The sequence below is a fragment of the Stenotrophomonas sp. 05N423 genome (genome assembly GCF_056397145.1).
In genome coordinates this window covers 151,353-175,408 of record NZ_JBFTMV010000006.1, presented here as the reverse complement: position 1 = coordinate 175,408, position 24,056 = coordinate 151,353, and the positions used below count along the sequence as shown (strand labels likewise).

18 protein-coding genes are annotated in these 24,056 nt (G+C 68.8%); 6 read left to right on the top strand and 12 right to left on the bottom strand.

Annotated features, from left to right (window positions below; genetic code table 11):
- Nucleotides 1-73: 73 nt before the first annotated feature.
- Nucleotides 74-1,858, bottom strand: a complete 1,785-nt coding sequence (locus AC1DGW_RS11660) for an autotransporter assembly complex protein TamA (protein ID WP_478023030.1) — start codon at nucleotides 1,856-1,858, stop codon at nucleotides 74-76.
- Nucleotides 1,859-2,059: 201 nt separating this feature from the next.
- On the opposite strand from AC1DGW_RS11660, the gene AC1DGW_RS11655 reads away from it, so the two are divergent.
- Complete coding sequence (locus AC1DGW_RS11655; protein ID WP_478023028.1) at nucleotides 2,060-4,834, top strand: TonB-dependent receptor; 2,775 nt, start codon at nucleotides 2,060-2,062, stop codon at nucleotides 4,832-4,834.
- Nucleotides 4,835-4,882: 48 nt separating this feature from the next.
- Here AC1DGW_RS11655 and AC1DGW_RS11650 read toward each other — a convergent pair whose 3' ends face one another.
- The 3 genes from AC1DGW_RS11650 to glyQ are packed head-to-tail and all read right to left on the bottom strand — an operon-like array spanning nucleotide 4,883 to nucleotide 9,441.
- On the bottom strand, nucleotides 4,883-6,457 hold the full coding sequence (locus tag AC1DGW_RS11650; RefSeq protein WP_478023026.1) for a tetratricopeptide repeat-containing sulfotransferase family protein: 1,575 nt from the start codon (nucleotides 6,455-6,457) through the stop codon (nucleotides 4,883-4,885).
- Nucleotides 6,458-6,460: 3 nt separating this feature from the next.
- Entirely contained in the window at nucleotides 6,461-8,533 is a 2,073-nt protein-coding gene (gene glyS, locus AC1DGW_RS11645; protein WP_478023024.1) for a glycine--tRNA ligase subunit beta, read from the bottom strand.
- A complete protein-coding gene (glyQ, locus tag AC1DGW_RS11640; protein ID WP_478023022.1) occupies nucleotides 8,530-9,441 on the bottom strand; it encodes a glycine--tRNA ligase subunit alpha in 912 nt (303 codons plus the stop codon). Before glyQ ends, glyS begins: the two co-directional genes overlap by 4 nt.
- A 121-nt stretch (nucleotides 9,442-9,562) precedes the next feature.
- Here glyQ and AC1DGW_RS11635 point away from each other — a divergent pair, with 121 nt between their 5' ends.
- The 3 genes from AC1DGW_RS11635 to AC1DGW_RS11625 all read left to right on the top strand — a co-directional run bounded on the left by AC1DGW_RS11635 (nucleotide 9,563) and on the right by AC1DGW_RS11625 (nucleotide 13,083).
- Nucleotides 9,563-11,332, top strand: a complete 1,770-nt coding sequence (locus AC1DGW_RS11635) for a GspE/PulE family protein (RefSeq protein WP_478023106.1) — start codon at nucleotides 9,563-9,565, stop codon at nucleotides 11,330-11,332.
- Nucleotides 11,329-12,048, top strand: a complete 720-nt coding sequence (locus AC1DGW_RS11630; protein ID WP_478023020.1) for a glutamine amidotransferase — start codon at nucleotides 11,329-11,331, stop codon at nucleotides 12,046-12,048. The genes AC1DGW_RS11635 and AC1DGW_RS11630 overlap by 4 nt, the downstream gene beginning before the upstream one ends.
- Before the next feature lie 141 nt (nucleotides 12,049-12,189).
- Nucleotides 12,190-13,083, top strand: coding sequence for a BPSS1780 family membrane protein (locus AC1DGW_RS11625; protein ID WP_478023017.1), 894 nt, complete (start codon nucleotides 12,190-12,192; stop codon nucleotides 13,081-13,083).
- Nucleotides 13,084-13,104: 21 nt separating this feature from the next.
- Here the strand turns inward: AC1DGW_RS11625 and AC1DGW_RS11620 are convergent, their stop codons facing one another.
- The 8 genes from AC1DGW_RS11620 to AC1DGW_RS11585 form a co-directional block, all read right to left on the bottom strand.
- Nucleotides 13,105-14,094, bottom strand: coding sequence for a diguanylate cyclase domain-containing protein (locus AC1DGW_RS11620; RefSeq protein ID WP_478023015.1), 990 nt, complete (start codon nucleotides 14,092-14,094; stop codon nucleotides 13,105-13,107).
- Nucleotides 14,091-14,666, bottom strand: a complete 576-nt coding sequence (locus AC1DGW_RS11615) for a chemotaxis protein CheB (protein ID WP_478023013.1) — start codon at nucleotides 14,664-14,666, stop codon at nucleotides 14,091-14,093. The genes AC1DGW_RS11620 and AC1DGW_RS11615 overlap by 4 nt, the downstream gene beginning before the upstream one ends.
- Complete coding sequence (locus tag AC1DGW_RS11610) at nucleotides 14,663-15,520, bottom strand: CheR family methyltransferase (protein WP_478023011.1); 858 nt, start codon at nucleotides 15,518-15,520, stop codon at nucleotides 14,663-14,665. Before AC1DGW_RS11610 ends, AC1DGW_RS11615 begins: the two co-directional genes overlap by 4 nt.
- The gene (locus tag AC1DGW_RS11605; RefSeq protein WP_478023009.1) at nucleotides 15,505-19,107 is read right to left on the bottom strand and encodes a hybrid sensor histidine kinase/response regulator; all 3,603 of its coding nucleotides are present in this window, start codon (nucleotides 19,105-19,107) and stop codon (nucleotides 15,505-15,507) included. The genes AC1DGW_RS11610 and AC1DGW_RS11605 overlap by 16 nt, the downstream gene beginning before the upstream one ends.
- Nucleotides 19,108-19,215: 108 nt before the next feature.
- The gene (gene tatC, locus AC1DGW_RS11600; RefSeq protein WP_478023007.1) at nucleotides 19,216-19,962 is read right to left on the bottom strand and encodes a twin-arginine translocase subunit TatC; all 747 of its coding nucleotides are present in this window, start codon (nucleotides 19,960-19,962) and stop codon (nucleotides 19,216-19,218) included.
- The gene (tatB, locus tag AC1DGW_RS11595) at nucleotides 19,959-20,375 is read right to left on the bottom strand and encodes a Sec-independent protein translocase protein TatB (protein WP_478023005.1); all 417 of its coding nucleotides are present in this window, start codon (nucleotides 20,373-20,375) and stop codon (nucleotides 19,959-19,961) included. The genes tatC and tatB overlap by 4 nt, the downstream gene beginning before the upstream one ends.
- Before the next feature lie 16 nt (nucleotides 20,376-20,391).
- A complete protein-coding gene (tatA, locus tag AC1DGW_RS11590; RefSeq protein ID WP_478023003.1) occupies nucleotides 20,392-20,619 on the bottom strand; it encodes a Sec-independent protein translocase subunit TatA in 228 nt (75 codons plus the stop codon).
- A gap of 75 nt (nucleotides 20,620-20,694) precedes the next feature.
- Nucleotides 20,695-21,591: a lipid-binding SYLF domain-containing protein gene (locus tag AC1DGW_RS11585; RefSeq protein WP_478023001.1), complete on the bottom strand. Its 897-nt coding sequence runs from the start codon at nucleotides 21,589-21,591 to the stop codon at nucleotides 20,695-20,697.
- A gap of 379 nt (nucleotides 21,592-21,970) precedes the next feature.
- Between AC1DGW_RS11585 and hemH the strand changes: the two genes are divergently transcribed.
- Together hemH and AC1DGW_RS11575 are read left to right on the top strand one after the other, a co-directional pair.
- Entirely contained in the window at nucleotides 21,971-22,933 is a 963-nt protein-coding gene (hemH, locus tag AC1DGW_RS11580) for a ferrochelatase (protein WP_478022999.1), read from the top strand.
- Nucleotides 22,930-23,778 (top strand): alpha/beta fold hydrolase, encoded by an 849-nt coding sequence (locus AC1DGW_RS11575; RefSeq protein WP_478022997.1) that lies wholly within the window; start codon nucleotides 22,930-22,932, stop codon nucleotides 23,776-23,778. Before hemH ends, AC1DGW_RS11575 begins: the two co-directional genes overlap by 4 nt.
- Nucleotides 23,779-24,056: the final 278 nt, after the last annotated feature.

Sequence of the window (24,056 nt, the reverse complement as noted above, 5' to 3'; positions counted from 1 at the left end):
CGCAGTTCGGCGATGCGCGCTTCGCGTTCCTCGGGGGTGATGTCGCCGGACGCGGCGGGATCGGGGCGGCGGCTCACAGGTCGGCTCCGATGTTCAGGTACAGCTGGAACTGCGAATCGGGGTGGTTCAGGCCATGGGCGATGTCGATGCGCACCGGCCCGACCGGCGATTTCCAGCGCACGCCGAAGCCGACGCCGGTATGCAGGTCGATGGTGTTGTCGAAGGCGCTGCCGGTATCCACGAACACCGCCGCGCCCCAGGGACCGCCGCCGAAGTAGTGCTCGTACTCGGCCGAGCCGACCACCAGGTGCTTGGCCCCGAGCGCGTATTTGTCCGGGGCCGGTGTGCGCGGCCCGACCTCGCGCCAGGCATAGCCGCGGATCGAGCGGTCGCCACCGGCGAAATAGCGCAGGCTCGGCGGCATCGCCACCAGGTCGCTGGTCCAGGTGGTGCCGGCCTGGCCGCGCAGGATCAGGCGGTCGCTGTCGCCCAGCGGCATGTACCAGCGCAGCGTGGCATCAGCCTGGACGAAGCTGGTGTCCGAACCGGCACCCTCGATGCCGCCGCGCAACGTGGCGTTGCCGCTGAAGCCGCGGCGCGGGAAGGCCTTGTCGTCCACGTCCACGTAATCGGCGGTCAATTGCGGATACACCAGCGTCGAATACTGGTAGACCGCGTCGGTGAACTGGTCGCCGGAGCTGTAGCGCCAGCGTTCGCGCAGCGCGTTGACCGAGGCGATGGCGGTCCAGTGCTCGTTGATCTCGCCGCTGCGGCTGGCGATGAGCTTGAAGTTGCGCATGTCGATGTAGCGCGTCTGCTCGTCGTAGGCGCTGACGGCGAAGGTGTACCAGCCGTCGAGCCAGCGGAATGCGGGTATCCGGTAGCTGGTGATCAGGCTCTTGCGCTTCTGCGCGTAGTCCAGCTGCGTGTTGAGCTTGTGGCCGCGGCTGTTGACGTAGCGCCGCTCCACGCCGCCGCGCACACCCGGGCCACTCTCGCTGCCGTAGCTCAGGCCGGCGGTGTAGATGGTGCGCTTGGCCAGGGTGAGGTTCACGTCCACCGGCACCTCGCCGTCGCCATAGGCGTCGTCCGGGTGCGGCTGGATGTCGATGGTGCTGAAGTAGTCCAGCTTGGTCAGCGATTCGCGCAGGCGGTCGAGCTTGCCTTCATGCCAGTAGCTGCCCTCCTCCCAGTACACCAGCGGGTCGAACAGCCCCGGGCGGAAATAGTCCTGGTTGAAGCGGATGCGGCCCATGTTGTAGCGGCGACCGCTGTCCCAGCTCAGGAAGATGTCGGCCGCGTTTTCGGCGCGGGTGACCTCGACCTTGCGCTGCGTGAAATCCGAGTCGAAGTAACCGCGTTCGGACAGGCGCCGGGTGATGACGACCTTGCTGGCCTCGTAGGTGCTGTGGTCGAACGGCTCGCCCTCGCGCGGCTCGAAGTCCTCCAGGTCCTGCTGCAGGTAGCGGTCGCGCGCGGCCGGGCCGGTGATGACCACCTCCGACTGGCGCACCCGCACCGGCTCGCCCTTCTCCACCTGGATCACCACCTGCACCGTATCGCCCTCGCGCGGCGCCTCCACGGTGATGGCCGGGTTGTAGTAGCCGAACGGTTCCAGCGCCTGCCGGGTCTGCCGCTCGGCCTGCGACAGCAGGTACTCCAGCCGCGACTCGCCCTGCACCTTGCCGATGGTGTCGTACAGCGACAGCGAAACCTCGATGTTCTCGATGATGGCCGCATCGTCGTCCTTGTCCAGGCCCTTGATCTGCACTTTTTCGATCGTGCCGCGGGCATGGGCGAGGGGAACGGCGGCGAACGTGGCCAGAAAAATGAGAAATGCGAGGTTCTTGGGCAGCATCGCGACAGCATACCGGTCGCTCGTGAAGGCCGGAATCATCACGGCGGTTTCACTTCGACGGTTAAATTATCGTGAACGCATCCAGCCCCTCCGGTCATGCATGCGTCGTTGCGGCAGCGCCGCGAACGAATCCGCTCCTGGAAGAGCGACCGGTCCGACTGGGTTCCATCGCCCATCCGCCGCGACCCAGGAATCCATCCAATGAAACGCCAGCTGCTGAGCGCCGCCGTCTGCGCGGCCATCACCGCCTATTCCCCGCTGTCCTTCGCCCAGTCCGACGACACCGGCGGCAAGAAGAACGTCGAGACCCTCGACCGCATCACCGTCACCGGTTCGCTGATCCCGCAGGTGCAGATCGAGACGGCCACCCCGGTCACCTCCATCAGCGCGCAGGACATCCAGAAGCAGGGCTTCAAGGACGTGTACGAAGTCCTGCGCTCGCAGCCGCTGGCCACCGGTGCGGTACAGGACAGCCAGTTCTCCGGCGGCTTCACTCCGGCGGCCAAACCCATCAGCCTGCTCGGCCTCGACCCCGGCTTCACCCTGGTGCTGATCGACGGCCGCCCCATGGCCGACTACCCGCTGCTCTACAACGGCCAGAGCAACTTCGTCGACCTGGCCAGCATCCCCACCGCGATGGTCGAACGCATCGACATCGCCCCCGGCAACCAGTCGTCCATCTACGGCTCCAGCGCCATCGCCGGCGTGGTCAACATCATCCTCAAGAAGCAGCTCGACGGCACCCAGATGAGCTTCCGCATGGGCGGCTACAACGGCGGCGGCGGCGGCAACCAGCGCTTCCAGCTGACCGGCGGCCACAGCTTCGACAAGCTGGACCTGACCTGGGGCCTGCAACTGAGCAACCAGGACCCGATCTATGGGTTCAACCGCAAGGACTTCGACTCCACCAACGACAACCCCGATCCGGCCGCGCGCTACGGCAGCCGCACCTTCGTCCACAATGCCAGCGACGGCACCTACATCGATCCGGGCGCGGACGCCTGCGCGCCGCTGTCGGGCCTGTTCCGCGGCACCACGACCTACGACACCCGGCCGGGGCGCGGCAACTATTGCGGCAGCCGCTACGAACCGGGCTATTCGTCGATCCTCAACAAGGAACGCAGCGCTTCGGGCTACGCCAACCTGAACTACGCCTTCAACGACAACGCCGACCTCTACGCCACCCTGCTGGTGAACCGCACCAAGAACGAGAGCAACTCCGGCTCGCGCTTCTGGCAGCCGTCGATCGACACCAGCGGCTATATCTACAACAACCTGACCGGCGACCTGGAGAGCTACCAGCACATCTTCTCGCCGGAGGAAACCGGCGGGCTCAACTTCAACAACGAGCGCCAGACCGCCGACTCGTACAACTTCGCTTTCGGCGTCAAAGGCCCCATCGGCCAGTCCACCTGGGACTACAACGCCTACTACGCGCGTTCGCAGTACACGATCGACAGCCGCCAGTGGTGGCCGCTGAAGGACAAGGTCGAGGACTTCTTCCGCGAGCAGTTCCTCGGCCCGCAGCTGGGCGACTACTACGGCTATCCGATCTACGAGCCCAACGATGCGGCGTTCTACCAGGCGCTCACGCCCGCGCAGTACCGCAGCTTCCAGGGCGAGATCCACACCAAGTCCAAGACCTGGACGCAGAACGTGAACCTGCAGTTCACCAATACGTCGCTGTTCGAACTGCCGGCCGGTGGCCTGGGTTTCGCCGGCGTGCTGCAGGCCGGGCAGCAGTCCTGGGACAACCCGACCGATCCGCGCGTGGTCAACGACGAATTCTGGGGCCTGAGCGGCACCCAGGGCCATGGCAAGCGCGACAACTGGGCAGCGGCCGTTGAGTTCCGCGTGCCGATCTTCAGCAAGTTGACGGCCAATCTTTCCGGTCGCTACGACGACTACAAAAACAAGGGCGCCGGCAGCGATTCGCGCGCCACCTGGAAGGCCGGGCTGGAGTTCCGCCCGATCGATTCGCTTCTGCTGCGCGCCAACTACGCCACCGCGTTCAAGGCCCCGGACATGGCCTATGTGTTCGCCGGCGACAGCGGCTTCTATACCTTCGTGCCGGACTACTACCGCTGCGCCACCGAAGACCCCGGCAAGCCGATGGCCCAGTGCAAATACAACTCCGAACAGGTCAAGGGCTCGCGCAAGGGCAATCCCGACCTGAAATCGATCACCGCCAAGTCCTGGGGCGGCGGCTTGGTGTGGTCGCCCAGCGCCGACTTCACCATCAGCGCCGACTATTACCGCATCAAGATCGACAACAAGGTGTCCGACCTGGACGTGGACATGCTGATGCGCAACGAATCGGCCTGCCGCCTGGGCCAGCTGGACATCACCTCGCCCACCTGCGTGGACGCGCTGGCGCGCATCGGCCGCGCTGGCGCGAACGCGCCGCAGCCCAACCAGGTCAACACCATCAGCATCAACCCGATCAACGTCTCCAAGGAAGACGTCAGCGGCATCACCACCAACCTCGACTACCGCTGGCGCACCGACAACTGGGGCAGCTTCATGCTGGGCGCACGCTACAACGTCACCCTGAAGCACGAGAGCCAGCAGTATCCGGAGGACCCGACGATCGACCTGCTGAGCGACCCGTACTATTCGTCCGAGTTCAAGAACATCTTCAGCGGCACCCTGGGCTGGCAGATCGGTGACTGGACTACCACGCTGTACGGCATCCGCTACGGGCGCACGCCCAATTTCGCCGCGCAGGATTCCACCGACGGCTATGCGGCCGAGAACGCCGGCCGGGTCGGCGCGTGGACGACCTACAACCTGACCTTCGACTACTCGGTCACCCCGGACGTCTCGCTCACCTTCACCGCCAACAACCTGACCAACCAGCGGCCGCCGCGCGACCGCACCTACACCTCCTATCCGTACTACAACATCTTCAACTACAACGGATATGGGCGCTCGTTCATGCTGGAAATGGACTGGCGCTTCGGCGGCAGGCACTGACCGGCGGCGACTCCGCCACGCAGGGGGAGCGGCCACCGCCGCTCCCCCTCACCGGGAAGGCGGCTCCATGGCCTGCAGTTTTCCGCGCATGGGTTCCAGCTGCGCCGCGTACCGGCGCCATTCGTCGACATTGCGCGCATGCAGCGGTTCGCGCACCTGCACGCTGCTGAGCGTGGAGGATGCCGCCTCGTTGCGGGTCAGGTCGCTGGCACCCGGCTCCACGGACAGCCCGCAGCGCAGCAGCACCTGCGCGACCACCGTTTCCGGCGCGCACACCATCGTTTCGTAATCGATTTCCAGCACCCGCTGCGGCAGGTGTTCGCGCCATGCCGCCATCAGGCCGGCATGCGCGCGGTGGTGCCGCGCCAGGGAATCCAGGTCGTAGCTGTAGCCGTAGGAATCGCCGAACATCGCGCGGTAGTTGGAAAAGCACACCGCCATCGGGTCGCGGCGCACGTACACGATCAGCGCCTGCGGCAGCGCGCGCGCCATAGGCCCGGCCAGCAGGTAGTTCGGCGGCAGCTTGTCGATGAAGCGGCGCTCGCTTCCGATGCGCCAGCGCGTCTGCTCCAGGTAACCGCGCCCCACCTGCGCATGGTCCAGCGCCGGCAGCGCCTGCAGCAGCGGCGGGTCCAGCAGCGCGCGTCCGGAAAGATCGGCGGCCCAGCGCAGCTGCTGCGCGAAATCGCCCAGTTCCCCCACCGCGGCGACCTGCGAATGATTGCCCAGCATGCGTTCGAGCACGGTGGTGCCCGAGCGCGGCATGCCGACGATGAAGATCGGTTGCGCGCCGCCATCGGCCTCCCCGCCCGGTGCGGGGGCGAAAGCGCCGTCCTCCGCCAGTCGCGCCATCGCATGGTGCAGGGCTTCGTCGGCATCGGCGTCGTGCCGCATGCGTCGCCGCATCACCGCATTGCCGCGTTGCAGGGCGTCCCAGGCCGTCGCGTCCTCGCCCAGGTCTTCCAGCTCCTTGTACAGCGCGAACCACAGCGCCGCGCTGTCCTCGCCGTCTGCCGGTGCCGACGCCAGTTGCCGGCGCAGCGCATCGACGTGGTTCGCGCCGGGCCGCTGGCGACGCAGCCGCGCAAGGGTCAACGCGGCGCGGCCATAGCCGGGACGCGAATCCAGGCAGCGCACCAGCGCCTGCTCGGCGCCATCGAGGTCGCCATTGAACTGCAGCTGCACGCCGAGGAAGTACCGGAAATCCGGAGTGTCGAAACCCGCCCTGGCCGCGCGTTGCATCAGCTCCAGCGCCTGGGCATGCAATCCGAGCGATTGATGTACATGCGCCAGCGAGGCCAGCAGGGCCGGATCGGCGCAGCGCGCGATGCAGGCCTCTCGCATCAGCGCCGCCACGCCGCGGCTGTCGCCCACCCGCAGCAGGCCCTGGGCGATGCGGTACAGCAGGGCCGGGTCGGCATGCTCGCCGTCAGCGGCCGCGCGCAGCTGCGCCACCGCTTCGCGCACATGGCCCTGCGCCAGCACGGTACCGGCCAGCAGCACCCGGGCATAGCGGTGCCCGGGCTGCAGCTGCAGCAGCGCCTGCAGGTGACGCCGCGCGCCCGGCATGTCGCGCTGGGCCAGTGCGGCCTGTGCGGACTGCCAGGAGGCGGCGGCGTCCATGCCTCAGCCGGACAGATGCTCGATGGCGGCGACGCCGCCCAGGCGGTCGCCCAGGGTGCGCAGCAGCGCGAGGCGGTTGCCGCGCAGGGCCGGGTCTTCGGCGTTGACCATGACACCGTCGAAGAACGCATCGACCTGCGGGCGCAGGCGGGCGAGACGGCCGAGCACGCTGACGTAATCCTTCTGCGCCAGCGCGACGTTGGTGTCGTCGATGGCGGCGGCGACGGCTTCGGCCAGTTCGCTCTCGGCCGGTTCGCGCAGCAGCGCCGGGTCGATCATGCCCGGGATGTCACCCTCGGCCTTGCGCAGGATGTTGCGGATGCGCTTGTTGGCCGCGGCCAGCGCCTCGGCTTCCGGCAGTTGGGCGAAGGTGCCGATGGCGTCGATGCGGCGGTCGAAGTCGTACAGCGAGGCCGGCTTCAGTTCGGCCACGGCGTTGAAGTGCGTGGCCGGCACGCCCTTGTCGCTGTAATAGCCGCGCAGGCGGTCGATGATGAAGTCGTACAGCTCACCCGCGTCCGCCTGGACGTTACGCCCGGCCAGACCGGCGTTGGTCGCGGCCAGCAACGCCGGCAGATCCAGGTCGAAGCCAGACTCGATGATCGTGCGCGCCAGGCCCAGCGCATTGCGCCGCAGCGCGAACGGATCCTTGTTGCCGGTCGGCTTCAGGCCTGCGGCGAAGCCGCCGGCCAGCGTGTCCAGGCGCTCGGCGATCGCCAGCACCTTGCCCAGCGGCGACAACGCGATGTCGTCGGCCGCGAAACGCGGCTGATAGGCCTCGTCGATGGCCAGCGCCACGGCGGGCGATTCGCCGCCGGCCACGGCGTAGTGGCGGCCGGCGATGCCCTGCAGTTCCGGGAACTCGTTGACCATGCGCGACTGCAGGTCGTTCTTGGCCAGCTCGGCGGCACGCCTGGCCTGCACCGGGTCGGCACCCACCTGCGGCGCGATGATCTGCGCCAGCGCGCTGACGCGTTGCACCTTGTCGGCCACCGTGCCCAGCTTGGCCTGGTAGGTGACGCCCTTCAGGCCCTCGCCCATCGCGGCCAGACCCTGCTTGAGATCCTCGTCGAAGAAGAACTTGGCATCACTGAAACGCGGGCGGATCACGCGCTCGTAGCCCTTGGCGACTTCGGCCACGTCCTTCGATTCGATGTTGGCGATGCCGATGAACTTCTCGGTGAGCTTGCCGGCGGCGTCCAGCACCGGGAAGAATTTCTGGTTGATCTCCATCGTCTCGATCAGCGCTTCCTGCGGCACCGCCAGGAACTCGCGCTCGAAGCTGCACAGCACCGCCGACGGCCATTCGACCAGGTTGACCACCTGCTCGAGGTTGTCGTCGGTGATGCGCGCCACGCCGCCTGCCTGCGCGGCGGCGGCATTGACCTCGTGCACGATGCGCTCGCGGCGCGCATCCGGGTCGACCAGCACGTGGGCGGCCTTCAGCGATTCGACATAGTCGTTCGGGTTGCTCAGCCATACCTGCTTGTCGGCCATGAAGCGGTGGCCGCGGCTGAAGCGGTCGGACGTCAGGCCGAGCAGTCCGGCATCGACGACGTCGTTGCCATGCAGCAGCACCAGCCAGTGCACCGGGCGGGCAAAGGCGTACTCGTGCGCGCCCCAGCGCATCGGCTTGGGGATCGGCATCGCGGCGATGGCCTCGCGCAGGATCTCCGGCAGCAGCGTGGCGGTCTTCGCGCCCGGGGTCACCGAACGCAGCACGAAGCGCTCGCCCTTGGCGTCGGTGGTGCGCTCCAGCGCGGTCCAGTCGATGCCGGCCTTGGCGGCGAAGCCCTGCAGCGCCTTGGTGGGCTCGCCATTGGCGTCCAGCGCGATGTTGAGATACGGGCCGAACACTTCCGAGTGCTGCTCGGGCTGTTCGGTTTCCACGCCCGGCAGCAGCACGGCCAGGCGGCGCGGGGTGGACAGCGGCTTGGCGTCGTCGCGCTCGAAGGCGATGCCGCGCTTGGCCAGCCCGTCGATCACGCCATCGAAGAACGCCTGCGCCAGGCCCGGCAGCGCCTTGACCGGCAGCTCTTCCACGCCCAGTTCGATCAGCAGCGGCTGCATGCTCATGCCTGCACCTCCCTGGCGGCCACGGCTTCGAGGCGCTTGACCTCGTACAGCTTGGCCACGGCCATTGCCAGCGTGCGCACGCGCAGGATATAGCGCTGGCGCTCGGTCACCGAGATGGCGCGGCGCGCGTCGAGCAGGTTGAACGAATGGCTGGCCTTGCAGACCTGCTCATAGGCCGGCAGCGGCAGGCCCGCCTCGACCAGCTTCTGCGCTTCCTTCTCGCAGGCGTCGAAGCGGTGGAACATCTCTTCCACGTCGGCATGCTCGAAGTTGTAGGTGCTCTGCTCCACCTCGTTCTGGTGGTAGACATCGCCATAGGTGACCGGCTTGCCGTCCGGACCGTAGGTCCAGACCAGGTCGTAGACGTTGTCGCAGTTCTGCAGGTACATGCACAGCCGCTCCAGGCCGTAGGTGATCTCGCCGAGCACCGGACGGCACTCCAGGCCGCCGGCCTGCTGGAAGTAGGTGAACTGGGTGACTTCCATGCCGTTGAGCCAGACCTCCCAGCCCAGGCCCCAGGCGCCGAGGGTCGGCGATTCCCAGTTGTCCTCGACGAAGCGCAGGTCGTGCACCAGCGGGTCGATGCCCAGCGCCTTGAGCGAATCCAGGTACAGCTGCTGGATGTTGTCCGGGCTCGGCTTCATCGCCACCTGGTACTGGTAGTAGCGCTGCAGGCGGTTGGGGTTCTCGCCGTAGCGGCCATCGGTGGGACGCCGGCTGGGCTGCACGTAGGCGGCGTTCCAGCTTTCCGGGCCGATCGAGCGCAGGAAGGTGGCCGGATGGAAGGTGCCGGCGCCCACTTCCAGGTCCAGCGGCTGGATCAGCACGCAGCCCTGCTTCGCCCAGTAATCGTTGAGGGTCTGGATCAGGCCCTGGAAAGTGATGGGAACGGTGGGAGTCGCGGACATGCTGCCTGGGCCGTACGGATGGGTGCGCTAGTATAGCGAGCGACCGCGCGGCGGCCGCGCCAGCAAGGAGTTTCAGGTGGAACAGCAGGCCGCGCAGAGCGCTCCGACCCCGCCCCCGCCGGTGGCCATCGCCCCTGGTCGGCTGCAGTTTTCCAACATCGCCGCCGCCTTGCTGGGCGACGGCCTGGTGGCCGCGCACGACCAGGAGCGCATCCGCTTCTCCGCGCAGGGCGCGCGCAACGCCAGCGAGGTGCATCCGCTGGTGCTGCTGGCCAACCTCAAACTGGTCGCGGCGCCACCCGCATCCGGCGAGCTCGGGCTGGAGCGGCTGACCGAATGGCTGGCCGTCCGCACCGGGGTCCGCCACCTGCGCATCGACCCTACCCGCGTGGACGTGGCCAACGCCACCGCCGTGGTATCGCACGCCTATGCGCGGCGCCACCGCATCCTGCCGCTGGCGATGGACGGCGAGCGGGTGCTGGTGGCCACCAGCGAACCGATGGCGCGCGACTGGATACCCGACCTGCAGCACCTGACCCGGCGCCGGGTCGAGATCGCGCTGGTCAACCCGCTGGACCTGCACCGCTACTCGATGGAGTTCTTCGGCGTCACCCGCTCGGTGCGCAATGCCCGCGGCGACGCGCGCGGCGACGGCAGCAGCCTGCCCAGCTTCGAGCAGCTGGTGGAGCTGGGCCGCGCCGGCGACGTCAACGCCGACGACCACCATGTGGTCAGCATCGTCGACTGGCTGCTGCAGTACGCCTACGAGCAGCGCGCCAGCGACATCCACCTGGAGCCGCGCCGCGACATGGGCCGGGTGCGGTTCCGCATCGACGGCGTGCTGCACAAGGTGTTCGAGCTGCCGCCGACGGTGATGACCGCCGTGGTCAGCCGCATCAAGGTGCTCGGGCGCATGGACCTGGCCGAACGCCGGCGCCCGCAGGACGGCCGCATCAAGACCCGCTCGCCGGGCGGCCGCGAGGTGGAGATGCGCCTGTCGACCATGCCCACCGCCTTCGGCGAGAAGTGCGTGATGCGCATCTTCGACCCGGACGCGGCGTTCAAGAGCATCGAGCAGCTGGGCTTCAGCCCGGAGGAAGCGGCCGGCTGGAACGAACTGGTCGCGCGTCCGCACGGCATCGTGCTGGTCACCGGCCCGACCGGTTCGGGCAAGACCACCACCCTGTACTCCACGCTCAAGCGGCTGGCCACGCCGGACGTGAACGTGTGCACGGTGGAGGACCCGATCGAGATGATCGCGCCCGAGTTCAACCAGATGCAGGTCCAGACCAACATCGACCTGGACTTCGCCAGCGGCGTGCGCACCCTGCTGCGCCAGGACCCGGACATCATCATGATCGGCGAGATCCGCGACCTGGAGACCGCGCAGATGGCGGTGCAGGCCTCGCTGACCGGCCACCTGGTGCTGTCCACGCTGCACACCAACGACGCGCCCTCGGCCATCACCCGCCTGCTCGACCTGGGCGTACCGCACTACCTGATCGCCTCCACCGTCAACGGCGTACTGGCGCAGCGCCTGGTGCGCACCCTGTGCCCGCACTGCAAGCGCGCCGACGTGCTCGAGGACGCCGACTGGGCGCCGCTGCGTGATGGCAATGAGGCATTACCTGATGCCATCCACGCCTGTGCGCCGGTCGGTTGCCTGGAGTGCCGGCGCACCGGCTACATGGGCCGGGTCGGCCTGTACGAGCTGCTGCCGCTGGGCCCGCAGCTGCGTTCGCTGATCCGCGCGGACATGGACCTGGCCGGTTTCAGCCGCGCCGCGCACGCCGAAGGACTGCGTACGCTGCGCCGCACCGGGCTTGAAAAGGTGGCGCAGGGGCTGACTACAATCGAGGAAGTCCTGTCGGTCCTGCCTCCAGCGGAATGAAGTCCTCGCCGTTCCTCATCATCGAAACCGGGCAACCGTTCCCGACCCTGCGCCGCTACGGCCGCTTCCCGCACTGGATCCGCGTCGCCGCGGGGCTGGAGGAAGTGCAGACCGTGGTGGTCAATGTCGAGCACGGCGAGCGCCTGCCATCGCGCGAAGGCTTCGCCGCCACGATCGTCACCGGTTCGGCCGCCTTCGTCACCGACCGCGCCGAGTGGAGCGAACGCAGCGCCGACTGGCTGCGCGAAGCCGCCCATGGCGGCATGCCGCTGCTGGGCATCTGCTACGGCCACCAGCTGCTGGCGCACGCGCTCGGCGGGCAGGTGGACTACAACCCGGCCGGACGCGAATCCGGCACCATCCGCCTGGAACTGGACCCCGCCGCCGCCGCCGACCCGCTGTTCGCCGGCCTGCCGGCCAGCTTCCCGGCGCAGGCCACCCACCTGCAGACCGTGCTGCGCGCACCCGAAGGCGCCACCGTGCTGGCACGCTCGGCACAGGACCAGTGCCACGCCTTCCGCTGGGGCGACAACGCCTGGGGCCTGCAGTTCCACCCCGAATTCGCCACCCACCACATGCGCGGCTATGTGCAGGCCCGCGCCGACTGCATCGCCCGCCACGGCGGCTGCGCGCGCACCGTCTCGCGCCAGGTCAGCGCCGCGCCGCAGGCCCGCCAGCTGCTGCGCCGTTTCGTGCGCCACGCCCGCGCGGTATAGCGCCGACGACGCCGGGAACCCCCGCACCACGCCGGGCGGTGGAATGCACGATCCCGTGGCGCGACTCGCCCGTCACCCGGGTTCGGGCGATAATCCGCCCACGCCGGCACCGTGCCGGCGCTCCCCCTTCTCGGAACTGCAATGGGCGATATTCGCAAGGTGCCGGCCTCCGCCGGCGCGGAATGGCTGCTGGCCGGCTTCGGCCTGCTCAGGCGCGCGCCGCTGGCGCTGGGCTCGCTGGGCATCCTGTGGGGCGTAGGCACTTCGCTGGTGCTGTCGCTGTCCCTGCTGGTGCCCGCGCTGGGTACGCTGGTGCAGTTCCTGCTGCTGCTGGCCGGGCCGCTGTTCATGGGCGGCCTGCTGTGGGCCGTGCGCGAAGTCGACCAGAACCGCCAGGCGCGTCCGTCGCACCTGCTCGAAGGCGTGCGCGAAGGCCGCGCGCCGCACCTGCTGGTGGCGCTGCTGCCGCAACTGGTGGCGGCATTGCTGCTGGGCACGCTGCTGCTGGTGCTGGTCGGCACCGACGGCCTGCAGCGGCTGTCCGAGGTGATGCTGCGGATCAACGAGCTGAGCCAGTCCGGCGCGCAGCCGGACCCGGCGCAGATCGAGGCGCTGGTGGCGACGCTGCCAGCCGGCCGCATCCTGCTGTGGCTGCTGCTGATGCTGGCCGCCTTCGCCGCGCTCACCCTGGCGCTGTTCGTGATGCCGCCGCAGGTGATGTTCCAGCGCATCGGCGGCTGGCACGCGCTGCGCCGCAGCCTGCGCTCGAGCCTGCGCAACCTGCCGGCGATGCTGGTGTTCTTCGTGCTGGCCTTCATCGCCATCTTCGCGATCTATTTCGCGGTGATGATCCTGGCGGTGATCGTCGGCCTGATCGCCGGCCAGACCGTGGCCATGGCGGTGGCGCAGCTGCTGCTGATGGCGGTGCTGATGCCGGTGTTCGCCGGCGCGGTATATGCGGCCTGGAAGCAGATGCTCGGCCCGGCCGGGGCGGTGCCGCCGCCGATCGGCGGCGGCCACGTGCTGGAAGCCTGACCGGCTTCCACCTGCCGCGGCTCAGCGGTCGCGGGCGCGCTTGACCAGGTACATCGCCTGGTCGGCGGCATGCAGCAGTGCCCCCACTTCCGCACCATCGGCCGGGTAGGTGGCCAGGCCGATGCTGGCGGCGATGGACAGGCGCACTTCGCCGCCATCGCCGGTGTAGGCCATCGGCGCCTGCAGGCAGAGCCGCACGTCCTCCAGCCGGCGCCTGGCCGCGTCCACGTCCTCCAGGTCTTCCAGCACCAGCGCGAACTCGTCGCCGCCCAGCCGCGCGACGGTGTCGTTCTCGCGCAGCGAGCCGCGCAGCCGGCGCGCCAGTTCCACCAGCAGGGCATCGCCCGCGGCGTGGCCCCAGGTATCGTTCACGCCCTTGAAGCCGTCCACGTCGACGTAGACAAGGGCGAACATGCCCTCGTTGCGGACCGCGCGATGGTGCGCGTTCTCCAGGCGGTCCATGAACAGCGCGCGGTTGGGCAGGCCGGTGAGCATGTCGTGCATGGCCAGATGGCGCATTTCCTGCTCCATCTGCCGACGCTGCTCGACCTCGAGTTCCAGCTGGCGGTTGCGCTCGGACAGCTCGCGCAGCGCATCGCGCAGGGCCACCCGGTGCCGGTACAGCTCCAGGAACACCTGCACCTTGGACAGCAGGATGGTCGCGTCCAGCGGCTTGGCCATGTAGTCCACTGCGCCGAAGCCATAGCCCTTGAGCCGGTGAACGTCGTCGGCGTAGGTCGCGGTGACGAAGATGATCGGCGTCTGCCGCGTGCCTTCCTCCTGCGACAGGATCTCCGCCACCTCGAAGCCGTTGATGTCGGGCATGTATACGTCCAGCAGGACCAGCGCGAACTCCGCATCCAGCGTGGCCTTGAGCGCATCGTTGCCGGACGCGGCCTCGACCACCTCGACGTCGAGCTTGGCCAGCACGCGGCGGATCACCAGCAGGTTGGCGGGGTTGTCGTCGACCGCCAGGATCTTCGGGCGCTGCGGGGCAGCCGGCTTGGTCATGGGCATAGCGTTTCCAGCAAGGGAGGAATGTCGGCCAACGGCAGGCAATGGTCGGCGCCGGCCAGTTCGAGCGCGGCCGCGGGCATGGTCGGGACCTGCGCCGTACGCGGGTCTTCCACGATTACGCGCCCACCGAGTCCGCGTATCCGCCGGCAGCCGTGCGCGCCGTCGGAATTGGCGCCGGTGAGCAGCACCGCAAGCAGGCGGTCGTGCCAGGCCTCGGCCGCCGATTCGAACAGCACGTCGATCGATGGGCGCGAAAACGCGACGCGCGGATCGACGCTGAGCGCGAAGCGGCCGTCGTGTTCGACCAGCAGGTGGTAACCGGACGGCGCCACGTACACCTGCCCGGGCTGCGGCAGCTGCCGTTCCTCGGCCTCGCGCACCGGCAGGCCGCTGCGTCCGGCCAGCAGCTCGCAGAACAGCCGCATGTCTTCCGAACCGCTGTGGCAGACCAGCACCATCGGCACCGGCAACGGCCGCGACAGGCCGCCGAGCAGCAGGTGCAGCGCCGCCAGGCCGCCGGCCGAACAGCCGACCACGACCGCCAGCGGCGATGACTGCGCGCTCATGGCGTCGCTCCCGTGTTGCGGTACAGCCGCAGCTCGGCATCGAGCGGCACGAACCCGCGCGCGCTCGGCGCGAAGCGGATCGATTCGCGGTTGCCCAGGCACAGGAAGCCGCCGCGCGACAGACTGTCGCGGAACAGGCCGAGCACGCGATCCTGCAGCGTGTCGGAGAAATAGATCAGCACGTTGCGGCACAGGATCAGCTGCGCCTCGCAGAACACCCCATCGCAGACCAGGTTGTGGTTGGCGAAGGTCACCCGCTCCTTCAGCCGCTCGTCGAGCTTCATGAAGTCGTAGCGGGCGTGGTAGTAGTCCGACAGCGTGTGGCGACCGCCGGCGGCCAGGTAGTTCTCCGAATACAGGCGCGCATCGCGGATCGGGAAGATGCCTTCCTGCGCCCGCGCAAGCGCCTCGTCGCTGAAATCGGTGGCGTAGATCTGGCAGCGCTCGTACAGGCCGGCTTCCTTGAGCAGGATCGCCAGCGAGTACACCTCCTGCCCGTGCGCGCAGCCAGCCTGCCAGATGTTGATGTGCGGGTAGGAAGCGAGCACCGGGAACACTTCGTCGCGCAGCTTCCGGAACACCGCTGGGTTGCGGAACATCTCCGACACCGGCACCGACAGCCGCGCGATCACCTGCGGCACCATCGCGTCGTCGCGCAGCACGCGCGCGGTCAGGTCGCCGACGTGTGCCACGTCCAGGGCCTGCACCAGCTGCAGCACCCGCCGCTTCAGCGAGGACGGTGCGTAACCGCTGAAATCGTAGCCGTGGCGCCGCGCCATCGCCTGGACGAAGGCGTCCACCTCGATGTCGTCGATGTCCTCGCGGCCGGCGCCGGGCCCTATTTCTGCAGCCATACGCGGATCATCGACAACAGCTTGTCCAGGTCCACCGGCTTGGTCAGGTAGTCGTTGGCGCCGGCTTCCAGGCATTTGTCGCGGTCGCCGTGCATGGCCTTGGCAGTCACCGCGATGATCGGCAGTTCGGCCCACTGCGGCTGGCGACGGATCTCGCGGGTGGTCTCGTAGCCGTCCATGCCGGGCATCATGATGTCCATCAGCACCAGCTCGATGTCACCGTTCTCCTGCAGCTGCTGCAGCGCCTTGTAGCCGTCCTGGGCCAGGACCACGTTCATGCCGCGCGCGCGCAGCGACTTGGACAGCGCGAACAGGTTGCGCATGTCGTCGTCGACCAGCAGCAGCTTGCGCCCGCCCAGCTGCGTGTCGTCCGACGGCGTGGCGTTGGCGCCGCGCGAGCCGATGCTGTGCAGGAACAGGCTGACCTCGTCGAGCAGGCGCTCGGGCGAGCGCTTGCCCTTGATCACGATGCTGTCGGTGTACTGGCGCAGCTTCAGGCTTTCCTCGCGGCTGAGTTCCTGCGCCGAATAGATCACCACCGGCGGCACCGCCACCAGGTTGACCGCCCGCTCCAGGAACTCGATGCCGGAAATGCCGCCCAGGTTCAGGTCCAGCACGATGCAGTCGTAGCTGTGGGTGGCGATGCGCTCCAGCGCTTCCTCGCCGGAGGCGACCTGGTCGATCTCGACGTTGTCGGCCTGCAGCAGCCGGGTCAGCGCCAGGCGCGAATCATCGTCGTCGTCGACCAGCAGCAGCTTGCGCACGATCTTGCCGGCGACTTCGAGCAGGTGGTCGAACGCGGCGATCAGCGCCTTGCGGTCCACCGGCTTGGTCAGGTAGCCGACCGCACCCAGCGCCACGCCCTTGGCGGCTTCATCCACCGCGGAGATGAAGTGCACCGGGATCGCCGCGGTCACCGGGTCGTGCTTGAGATGCTGCATCACCGACCAGCCATCCATGCCCGGCAGCATCACGTCGAGCAGGATGCCGGTGGGACGGTAGCGGCGCGCCAGCTCCAGGCCGCTCTCGCCGTCGGCCGCGGCCAGCGCGCGGTGGCCCTTGCGGCGGATCAGGTCGACCAGGATGCGCGCGAACGCGGGGTCGTCCTCGATGGTGAGGATGACGGTGTCGCCAGCCGCGACGGCGTGGCGGTCGTCGGGTATCCAGTCGATCAGCGGTGCGGCGATCGTCCGCGCCGGCGGCGTCCGCGCTGCCCGATCCACCTGCGGCGCGGCCTGGCTGCCGCCGCCCGCCGGCAATGCCAGCAACGGCAGCACCAGCGCGAAGCTGCTGCCCTTGCCCGGCTCGCTGTCCACCACCAGGTGGCCGTCCAGCAGCTGCGCCAGGCGGCGCGCGATGGCCAGACCCAGCCCGCTGCCGCCGTAGTGGCGGCTGGTGCTGGAATCGACCTGCTCGAATGCCTCGAAGATCGAATCCAGGCGTTCGCTGGGAATGCCGATACCGGTGTCCTGCACCGCCAGCGCCACGTGCGCGCGGCCGGCGGATGCGCCGGTACGGGCCAGCAGCGCCTCGTCGGCCATGGACAGGCGCAGCGTGACCTTGCCCTCCCGGGTGAATTTGAAGGCATTGCCGAGCAGGTTGTTGAGGATCTGCTGCAGCTTGGAGCGGTCGGTCACCAGCGCCTCGGGCACCTGCGGATCGACGTCGATGGCGAACTCGAGCCGGCTCTCCATCGCCATGTGGCGGAAGTGGCGCGTCACCTCGCGGGTGATGGCGTCCACGCGCACCTCCTCGCGGTGCACGTCCATCTTGCCGGCTTCGATCTTGGACAGGTCGAGGATGTCGTTGATCAGGCGCAGCAGGTTGGAACCGGAATCGTGGATGACCGCCGCCGCTTCCACTTCCTCGGCGTCGAGATGGCCGCTCTCGTTCTCGGCCAGCTCCTTGGACAGGATCAGCAGGCTGTTGAGCGGCGTGCGCAGCTCATGCGACATGTTGGCCAGGAAATCGGTCTTGTACTGGCTGGCGCGCGCCAGCTCCTGCGCCTTGAACTCGGTCTCGCGCTGCAGCACCTGCAGCACGTCCTTCTGTTCGTTGAGCACCTCGGTCTTCTGCCGCAGCTCCTCGTTGGACGCCTGCAGTTCCTCGGCCTGCACGCGCAGTTCCTCTTCCGAAGCGGACAGCCGCTGCGCCTGCTCCTCCAGCTCGACGGTCTTGCCCTGCAGTTCCTCGTTGGTGGCGCGCAGCTCTTCTTCCTGCGCCTGCAACGCCACCTGCGAGCGCTGCAGTTCCTCGGCCTGTGCGCGGGTGTGCTCCAGCAGCTGCTGTGTCTCCTCGGCGCGGCGGATGTTGTCCAGGCCCAGCGCCACGGTCGGCAGCACGGCGTCGATGAAGGCTTCCTGGCTCGGGGTGAAATGCTGGAACGCACCGAACTCGAACACGCCCAGCAGGCGCTCCTTCAGCAGCAGCGGCACCGCGACCAGGTGCCGCGGCTGCGCCTCGCCCAGCGCCGAATGGATGCCGAAGAATTCGTCCGGCACCTGCTGCACGCCGATGCGCTTGCGCTCCAGCGCCGCCTGCCCGATCAGGCCATCGCCCAGGCCATAGCGCAGGCCCAGGTGCTTGCGCCGCTGGAAGCCATAGCTGCCCTGCAGGCGCAGTTCGCCGGCATCCTCGTCCCACAGGAACAGCACGCCGATGCCGGCGCCGATGCGCGGGGCGATCTCCGACACCAGCGCCTGCGCATAGTCGCCGGGATTCTGCGCCGACTGCAGCGCGGCACCGACCTCGCCGACGCTGAGCTTGACCCAGTTGGCCTCGCGCGAGGCCAGCGAGTTGCGGCGGAATACTTCCAGCGCGCGGGCGATCGCGCCGATCTCGTCGCCGCGCTCCAGGCCGTTGATGTCCACGTCCAGGTCGCCGTCGGCCAGGCGCGTCATCTTCCCGGTGAGGCGGTTGATCGGCGATACCACCAGGCGCGAGAGCATCCACAGCGCACCGACGATGATCAGCAGCCCGGCCACCAGCAGGACCAGCGAGATGCCATGCGCGCGGGCGATCCAGTCGCTCATCGCGCCGCGCTCTTCGAGCAGGGTGTTGACCTCGATGTTGTAGATCTCGGCCAGGTCGACCGCCAGCGCATCGCCCTGGCCGGTGCTGACCGCATGGAACTGCCGCCGCGCGGCCGCCAGGGAGTCGCCACCTTCCTGTGGTGCCGCACCCGGTACCAGGCCGGCCTGCACCTGCGCATCCCAGGCGGCGGCCTGCACCGAGGCGCGGCGGAGACGCTCGTTCTGGATGTCGCTGCCCACCTTCAGTGCCGCGGCCAGCGCCTGGTCGCGGCGCTCGCGCTGCGCACGCAGGGTCTGCAGGGCCTGGTCGCCGTCGCCGAGCAGGTGGTCGCGGATCGCCAGCTGCTGCAGGCGCACCGCCTGGATGGCTTCCTCGACGTGGCGGATCACCTCGATCTGGCGGCCTTCGCGCCTGCGCGCTTCATCGTCCTGCCCAGAGGTACGGTAGCTGACCACGCTGGTGGCCAGGAAGCACAGGAACACCAGCCCGAATGCCGCCAGCATCTTGCCCAGCAGCGGCACATTGTTGATCCAGCGTTCCTTCCTGTCGCTCACTCGGCTCCCCCCGGATGCAGCCTGGCCACCGCCCCCGGTGGCGCTTCGGACTTCAGTGGACGTCAAAGGTAGCCGGAGTTTTCCGGCATACCCCGTTCATGATGCGGGTCAGGACGTGACGTCCCTTTCACGGTCGCGCGGCAGCAGCCAGCGCGCGGCGTGGATGCCCAGTTCGTAGAGTACGCACATCGGGATGGCCAGCATCAGCTGCGAGACCACGTCCGGCGGGGTCAGCACCGCCGCCAGCACGAAGATGCCGACGATGGCATAGCCGCGCCCCTCGCGCAGCTGCTGCGGCGTCACCCAGCCCAGCAGCACCAGGATCACCATTGCCACCGGCAGCTCGAAGCTGGCGCCGAAGGCGAAGAAGATCGCCAGCACGAAGTCCAGATAGGCTGTGGCGTCCGGGGTGATCGCGATGACATCCGGGCGGAAGGTGGTCAGGAAATGGAACACCGCCGGCAGCACCAGGAAGTAGGCGAACGCGCAGCCGATGTAGAACAGCGCCACGGCCGACCCCAGCAGCGGCAGGGCCAGGCGTTTCTCGCGCGCGTACAGGCCCGGCGCCACGAATGCCCAAGCCTGGTACAGCAGCCAGGGCACGGCGATGAACACGGCAGTGAAGAAGGTCAGCTTGAGCGGGGCGAAGAACGCGCCGGCCGGGTTGGTCGCGATCATCGTCTGCCCGGCGGGCAGCTGCGAGACCAGCGGCGTTGCCAGGTGGTTGTAGAGCGTGCGCGCGAACGGCAGCAGGGCCAACAGCACCACGCCCAGCCCCAGCAGGCCGCGCACCAGGCGCGCGCGCAGCTCGATCAGGTGCTCGATCAACGGGCTCTCGTTGAAGTCGTCGCTCATGGCGCGCGTTCCCGCTGTTCCGGCACCGGCGCTTCCTGCAGCCCGGCCGCATCGGCGGCCGGTGCCGGCAGGGCTTCCGGTGCCGTTTCGGCATCGCTGGCCGCCGGCACAGGCACGGCCGGCGCATCGACCTCGCGGCGCAGCGCATCCACCTCGCCCTGCAGCTGCGTGGCGCCGTCCTGCAGTTCGTGTCCGGTCTGCTGCACCGACTGGCGCACGCTGCGCAGGTTGCGCTGCAGCTCTTCGGCCTGCAGCTCGCGCTCAAGCTCCTGCTTGACCGAATCCCATTGGTTGCGGGCACGGCGCACCCACAGCCCGGCAAAACGCGCCGCCTTGGGCAGCCGTTCCGGGCCCAGCACCACCAGCGCCACCACCGCGATCAGCAGCAGTTCGCCGAAGCCGATATCGAACACGCCTGGAACCCGTGGATCAGCGCGCTTCGCGGTCGTGCTCGGCCTGCGTGTCGCGGCTGGATTCGCGCTCGCGCGACTCGTCGTTCAGGCGTGCCGGCGGGGTGTCTTCCTCGCGCATGCCTTTCTTGAATTCCTTGACCGCGCTACCCAGATCCTTGGCGCCACTCGTCAGCCGCTTGGTGCCGAACACCAGCACGACGATGACCAGCACGATCAACCAATGCCAGATGCTGAAACTGCCCATGATCCGCTCGCGTTATTCGGTGTGGAGGCCGATGAGCATAGCGCACCCGGCCCTGCCGGACGCCCGTGCCGAAGGTCAGTTGTTGCCGTCCAGCGACTCAGTGCGGATCTCGCCTTCGGATACCGGCTGGAAACCCTGCTGCGGCGCGGGCTCGGCGGTGGCCGGCTGCAGCGGCTGGGTGGTGGCCTCGGCGCCCTGCTGCGCGTTGCCGGACACGGTGACCGCCTGCGCGCGCGGCGCCGACGAGGCTACCGGCGCGGCGCTGCCCTGGGTGCCGCGCTTCTCGCGCGCGGCGTAGGTGGATTCCTCCAGGCGGTCGCGGAAGGCGACCACGTCGCTGGACGGCGCCGCATTCAGGCGGCCCTCCAGGATCATCCGCGGCGTGGTGCCCTGGCCGTAGGCGTCGAGGTTGGCGGCATCGTCGATGGACAGCACCGCGCCATCCAGCGCCACGCCGGCGAACAGGCCGCGCGCGCGCGACCACGACCAGATCTCGGCCTTGAGCTGGCCATCGGTGGCGGCGGCGGCACTGCGCCCGACCGGGCCGGCAGCCACGCCGGCATCGGCGCCCAGAGTGAACTTGCCGTTGACGATATTGTCCAGGCTGCGGTTGTTGCGGAACACCAGGATCACGTCGGAGGACTGCACGCCGGCCTGGAAGCCGATGCTGCCGCCGGTGAGCTTGACGAACACCGGGTTGGACCAGCTGCCGTCCGCGGTCTTGACCGACATCAGGCCATGGCCCCGACGGCCGCCGATCACCAGGCCGGCCTTGATCGTGTCGGGGATGACGATGATCGCGCGGCCCTCGTCGAGCAGCTTGTCGGGAATGGCCTGTTCGGGAATTTCCTGGATTTCGCCCAGCACGCGCACGGCATTGCGGGCGCGCTGGTCCTCCTGCGGCCCGGCCACGGCAGTGGCGGACAACAGGCTGGCGGACAGCAGCAGGGCGAGATACGGCAGGCGGCGCATGGCGGACTCCACAGGTCGATGCACGGAAAGATACGGCAAGGTGCCGAGATTGGAAGTGGGGCGATGAACGGGCGAGGAACGAAAGAAGGACGACCGTCCGCCTCGATTCGCCGGTCCACCTTGATTCGTCCGCGATTCGTCAGCCACTGGGCTCCTTCCACGCGGGCGCGGGTGCTCTCCAACAGCCCGACGCTCTTCAATGGAGCATGTCCGGTCACCTCGCCGGCTTTCGCCTTCCCGTGATGGGATGCAAAGCAATCACGCCCACGCGGCGATGAGGGCCCGCCCCTGGCTCCTGCCTTCATCCGCTTCTCCTTCCCTGCCTGTCCCCTGCTCCCGCCCCCTCCACTCGCTCCTGCACTTCAGCCACAATGCGCGCATGTCCGACGCCCCCAACACCGCGCTGCTCGCGGTAAACCTAGGCACGCCCGAGACACCCACCGCCCCGGCGGTACGTCGCTATCTGGCCGAGTTCCTCGGCGACCCGCGCGTGGTCTCGATCCCGCCCCTGCTGTGGAAGCCGCTCCTGCACGGGCTGATCCTGCCGCTGCGCGGCGGCCGCTCGGCGCACAAGTACGCGCAGGTCTGGCTGCCGGAGGGCTCGCCGCTGGCGGTCCACACCCGCCGCCTGACCGCGAACATCGCCCGCGAACTGCCGCACTGGCAGGTACGCGAGGCCATGCGTTACGGCCAGCCGGCACTGCAGCCGGCCCTGGACGCGCTGACCGCCGCGGGCGCCACGCGCATCGTGGTGCTGCCGCTGTACCCACAGTATTCGACCACCACCACCGCCTCGGTCGAGGACAGGGTGCAGCAGTGGCAGGCACGTCACCGCGACGTGGAAGTCCGCACCATCCGCGACTACGCCGACGACCCGCTGTGGGTGGCCGCGGTGGCGGATTCGATCCGCGACTACTGGCACAGGCACGGCCGCGGCGACAGGCTGGTGTTCTCCTTCCATGGCATCCCGCAGCGGCTGGCCGATGCCGGCGATCCGTATCCGCAGCGCTGCGAGGCCAGTGCGCGCGCGATCGCCACGGCGCTGGAGCTGGGCGACGGCGATTGGCAGCTGGCCTACCAGTCGCGCTTCGGCCGCGAGCGCTGGCTGCAGCCCTATGCCGAACCCACACTGTGGGCGCTGGCCGAGGCCGGCGCGAAGACACTCGACGTGGTCTGCCCCGGCTTCGCCACCGACTGCCTGGAAACGCTGGAGGAAGTGGCGATGGGCTTCACCGCCACCGTCGCCGAACGCGGCGCCAGCATGCGCTACATCCCCTGCCTGAACGACACGCCCGCCCACGCCCGCGCGCTGGCCGCGCTGGCCGCCGCGCAGATCGCATGACCATGCCGTTCGAGATGGATGCGGGCGGCCTGCGGATCGCCGGGCTCCGCACCGGCACCCGCGGAGGACTGCCGGTGCTGGCCCTGCACGGCTGGCTCGACAACGCGGCCAGCTTCGTTCCGCTGGCGGCGCAGCTGCCGGAACTGGACTGGGCGCTGGTCGACCTGCCCGGCCACGGCCTGAGCGACCACCTGCCCGCCGATGCGGCCTACACCACGCCACAGGCGATCGTGCAGGTGCTGGCGATCATGGATGCGCTGGGCTGGGAGCGCTGCGTGCTGCTGGGCCATTCGATGGGCGCGGCCATCGCCAGCCTGGCGGCGGCGGTGGTACCGCAGCGGGCGCAGGCGCTGGTCGCCATCGAGGCGCTCGGCGGACTCGCCGCCCCGGCGGAGGAAACCGTCGACCGCCTGCGCGCGCACGTGGCGGCACTGGCTGCGCTCGGCGACAAGCAGCTGCGCGTGTTCGCCGACCTGGCCGCGCCGGTACGCGCACGCATGCTGGCCAACCAGCTCGACGAGGCCTCGGCGCGCCTGCTGGTCGAACGCGGCGTGCGGCCGGTCGAAGGCGGCTGGAGCTGGCGCAGCGATCCGCGACTGATGCTGCCCACTGCCGTGCGCATGACCGAAGACCAGGTGCGCGACGTGCTCGCCGCCATCCAATGTCCGGCGCAGGTGATCTACGCAACGCCGGCGCAGGCCTATTTCCCCGAACCAGAACGCAGCCAGCGCGCGGCGCTGCTGCCGCATGGCCGACTGCATACCCTGCCCGGCCATCATCACCTGCACATGGACCAGCCCGAAGCGGTGGCGGCGGTGGTCCGCGACTTCATCCGCTGCCTGTAGCACCGGGCAGGCATTCCCGCTGCTATCGGCTTTGGCAGGAGCGGCTTCAGCCGCGATGAAGCCTTCCCGGGGCATCTCCTCCGCAGCTGAAGCTGCTCCTGCCGTTTGCGGTAAAGCTGCCGCATGGCCGCCTCGTACATGGGATCGGCCCGACGCGATAGCGGTAGCGGCCGTGATCCGCGACCGTACCCTCCCCTGCAGCACCCGCAAGCCCCCCGCCGATGCCACTCTTTTGTGGGAGCGGCTTCAGCCGCGATAGGACTTTGCCGGGAAAGCCC

What these genes read in the sequence shown, in the direction of transcription:
- glyS (WP_478023024.1), bottom strand. Translation starts at nt 8,533, where the DNA reads ATGAGCATGCAGCCGCTGCTGATCGAACTGGGCGTGGAAGAGCTGCCG.
- AC1DGW_RS11650 (WP_478023026.1), bottom strand. Translation starts at nt 6,457, where the DNA reads ATGGACGCCGCCGCCTCCTGGCAGTCCGCACAGGCCGCACTGGCCCAG.
- AC1DGW_RS11630 (WP_478023020.1), top strand. Translation starts at nt 11,329, where the DNA reads ATGAAGTCCTCGCCGTTCCTCATCATCGAAACCGGGCAACCGTTCCCG.
- AC1DGW_RS11575 (WP_478022997.1), top strand. Translation starts at nt 22,930, where the DNA reads ATGACCATGCCGTTCGAGATGGATGCGGGCGGCCTGCGGATCGCCGGG.
- glyQ (WP_478023022.1), bottom strand. Translation starts at nt 9,441, where the DNA reads ATGTCCGCGACTCCCACCGTTCCCATCACTTTCCAGGGCCTGATCCAG.
- AC1DGW_RS11655 (WP_478023028.1), top strand. Translation starts at nt 2,060, where the DNA reads ATGAAACGCCAGCTGCTGAGCGCCGCCGTCTGCGCGGCCATCACCGCC.
- AC1DGW_RS11625 (WP_478023017.1), top strand. Translation starts at nt 12,190, where the DNA reads ATGGGCGATATTCGCAAGGTGCCGGCCTCCGCCGGCGCGGAATGGCTG.
- AC1DGW_RS11615 (WP_478023013.1), bottom strand. Translation starts at nt 14,666, where the DNA reads ATGAGCGCGCAGTCATCGCCGCTGGCGGTCGTGGTCGGCTGTTCGGCC.
- AC1DGW_RS11610 (WP_478023011.1), bottom strand. Translation starts at nt 15,520, where the DNA reads ATGGCTGCAGAAATAGGGCCCGGCGCCGGCCGCGAGGACATCGACGAC.
- AC1DGW_RS11620 (WP_478023015.1), bottom strand. Translation starts at nt 14,094, where the DNA reads ATGACCAAGCCGGCTGCCCCGCAGCGCCCGAAGATCCTGGCGGTCGAC.
- tatC (WP_478023007.1), bottom strand. Translation starts at nt 19,962, where the DNA reads ATGAGCGACGACTTCAACGAGAGCCCGTTGATCGAGCACCTGATCGAG.
- tatA (WP_478023003.1), bottom strand. Translation starts at nt 20,619, where the DNA reads ATGGGCAGTTTCAGCATCTGGCATTGGTTGATCGTGCTGGTCATCGTC.
- AC1DGW_RS11585 (WP_478023001.1), bottom strand. Translation starts at nt 21,591, where the DNA reads ATGCGCCGCCTGCCGTATCTCGCCCTGCTGCTGTCCGCCAGCCTGTTG.
- hemH (WP_478022999.1), top strand. Translation starts at nt 21,971, where the DNA reads ATGTCCGACGCCCCCAACACCGCGCTGCTCGCGGTAAACCTAGGCACG.
- AC1DGW_RS11660 (WP_478023030.1), bottom strand. Translation starts at nt 1,858, where the DNA reads ATGCTGCCCAAGAACCTCGCATTTCTCATTTTTCTGGCCACGTTCGCC.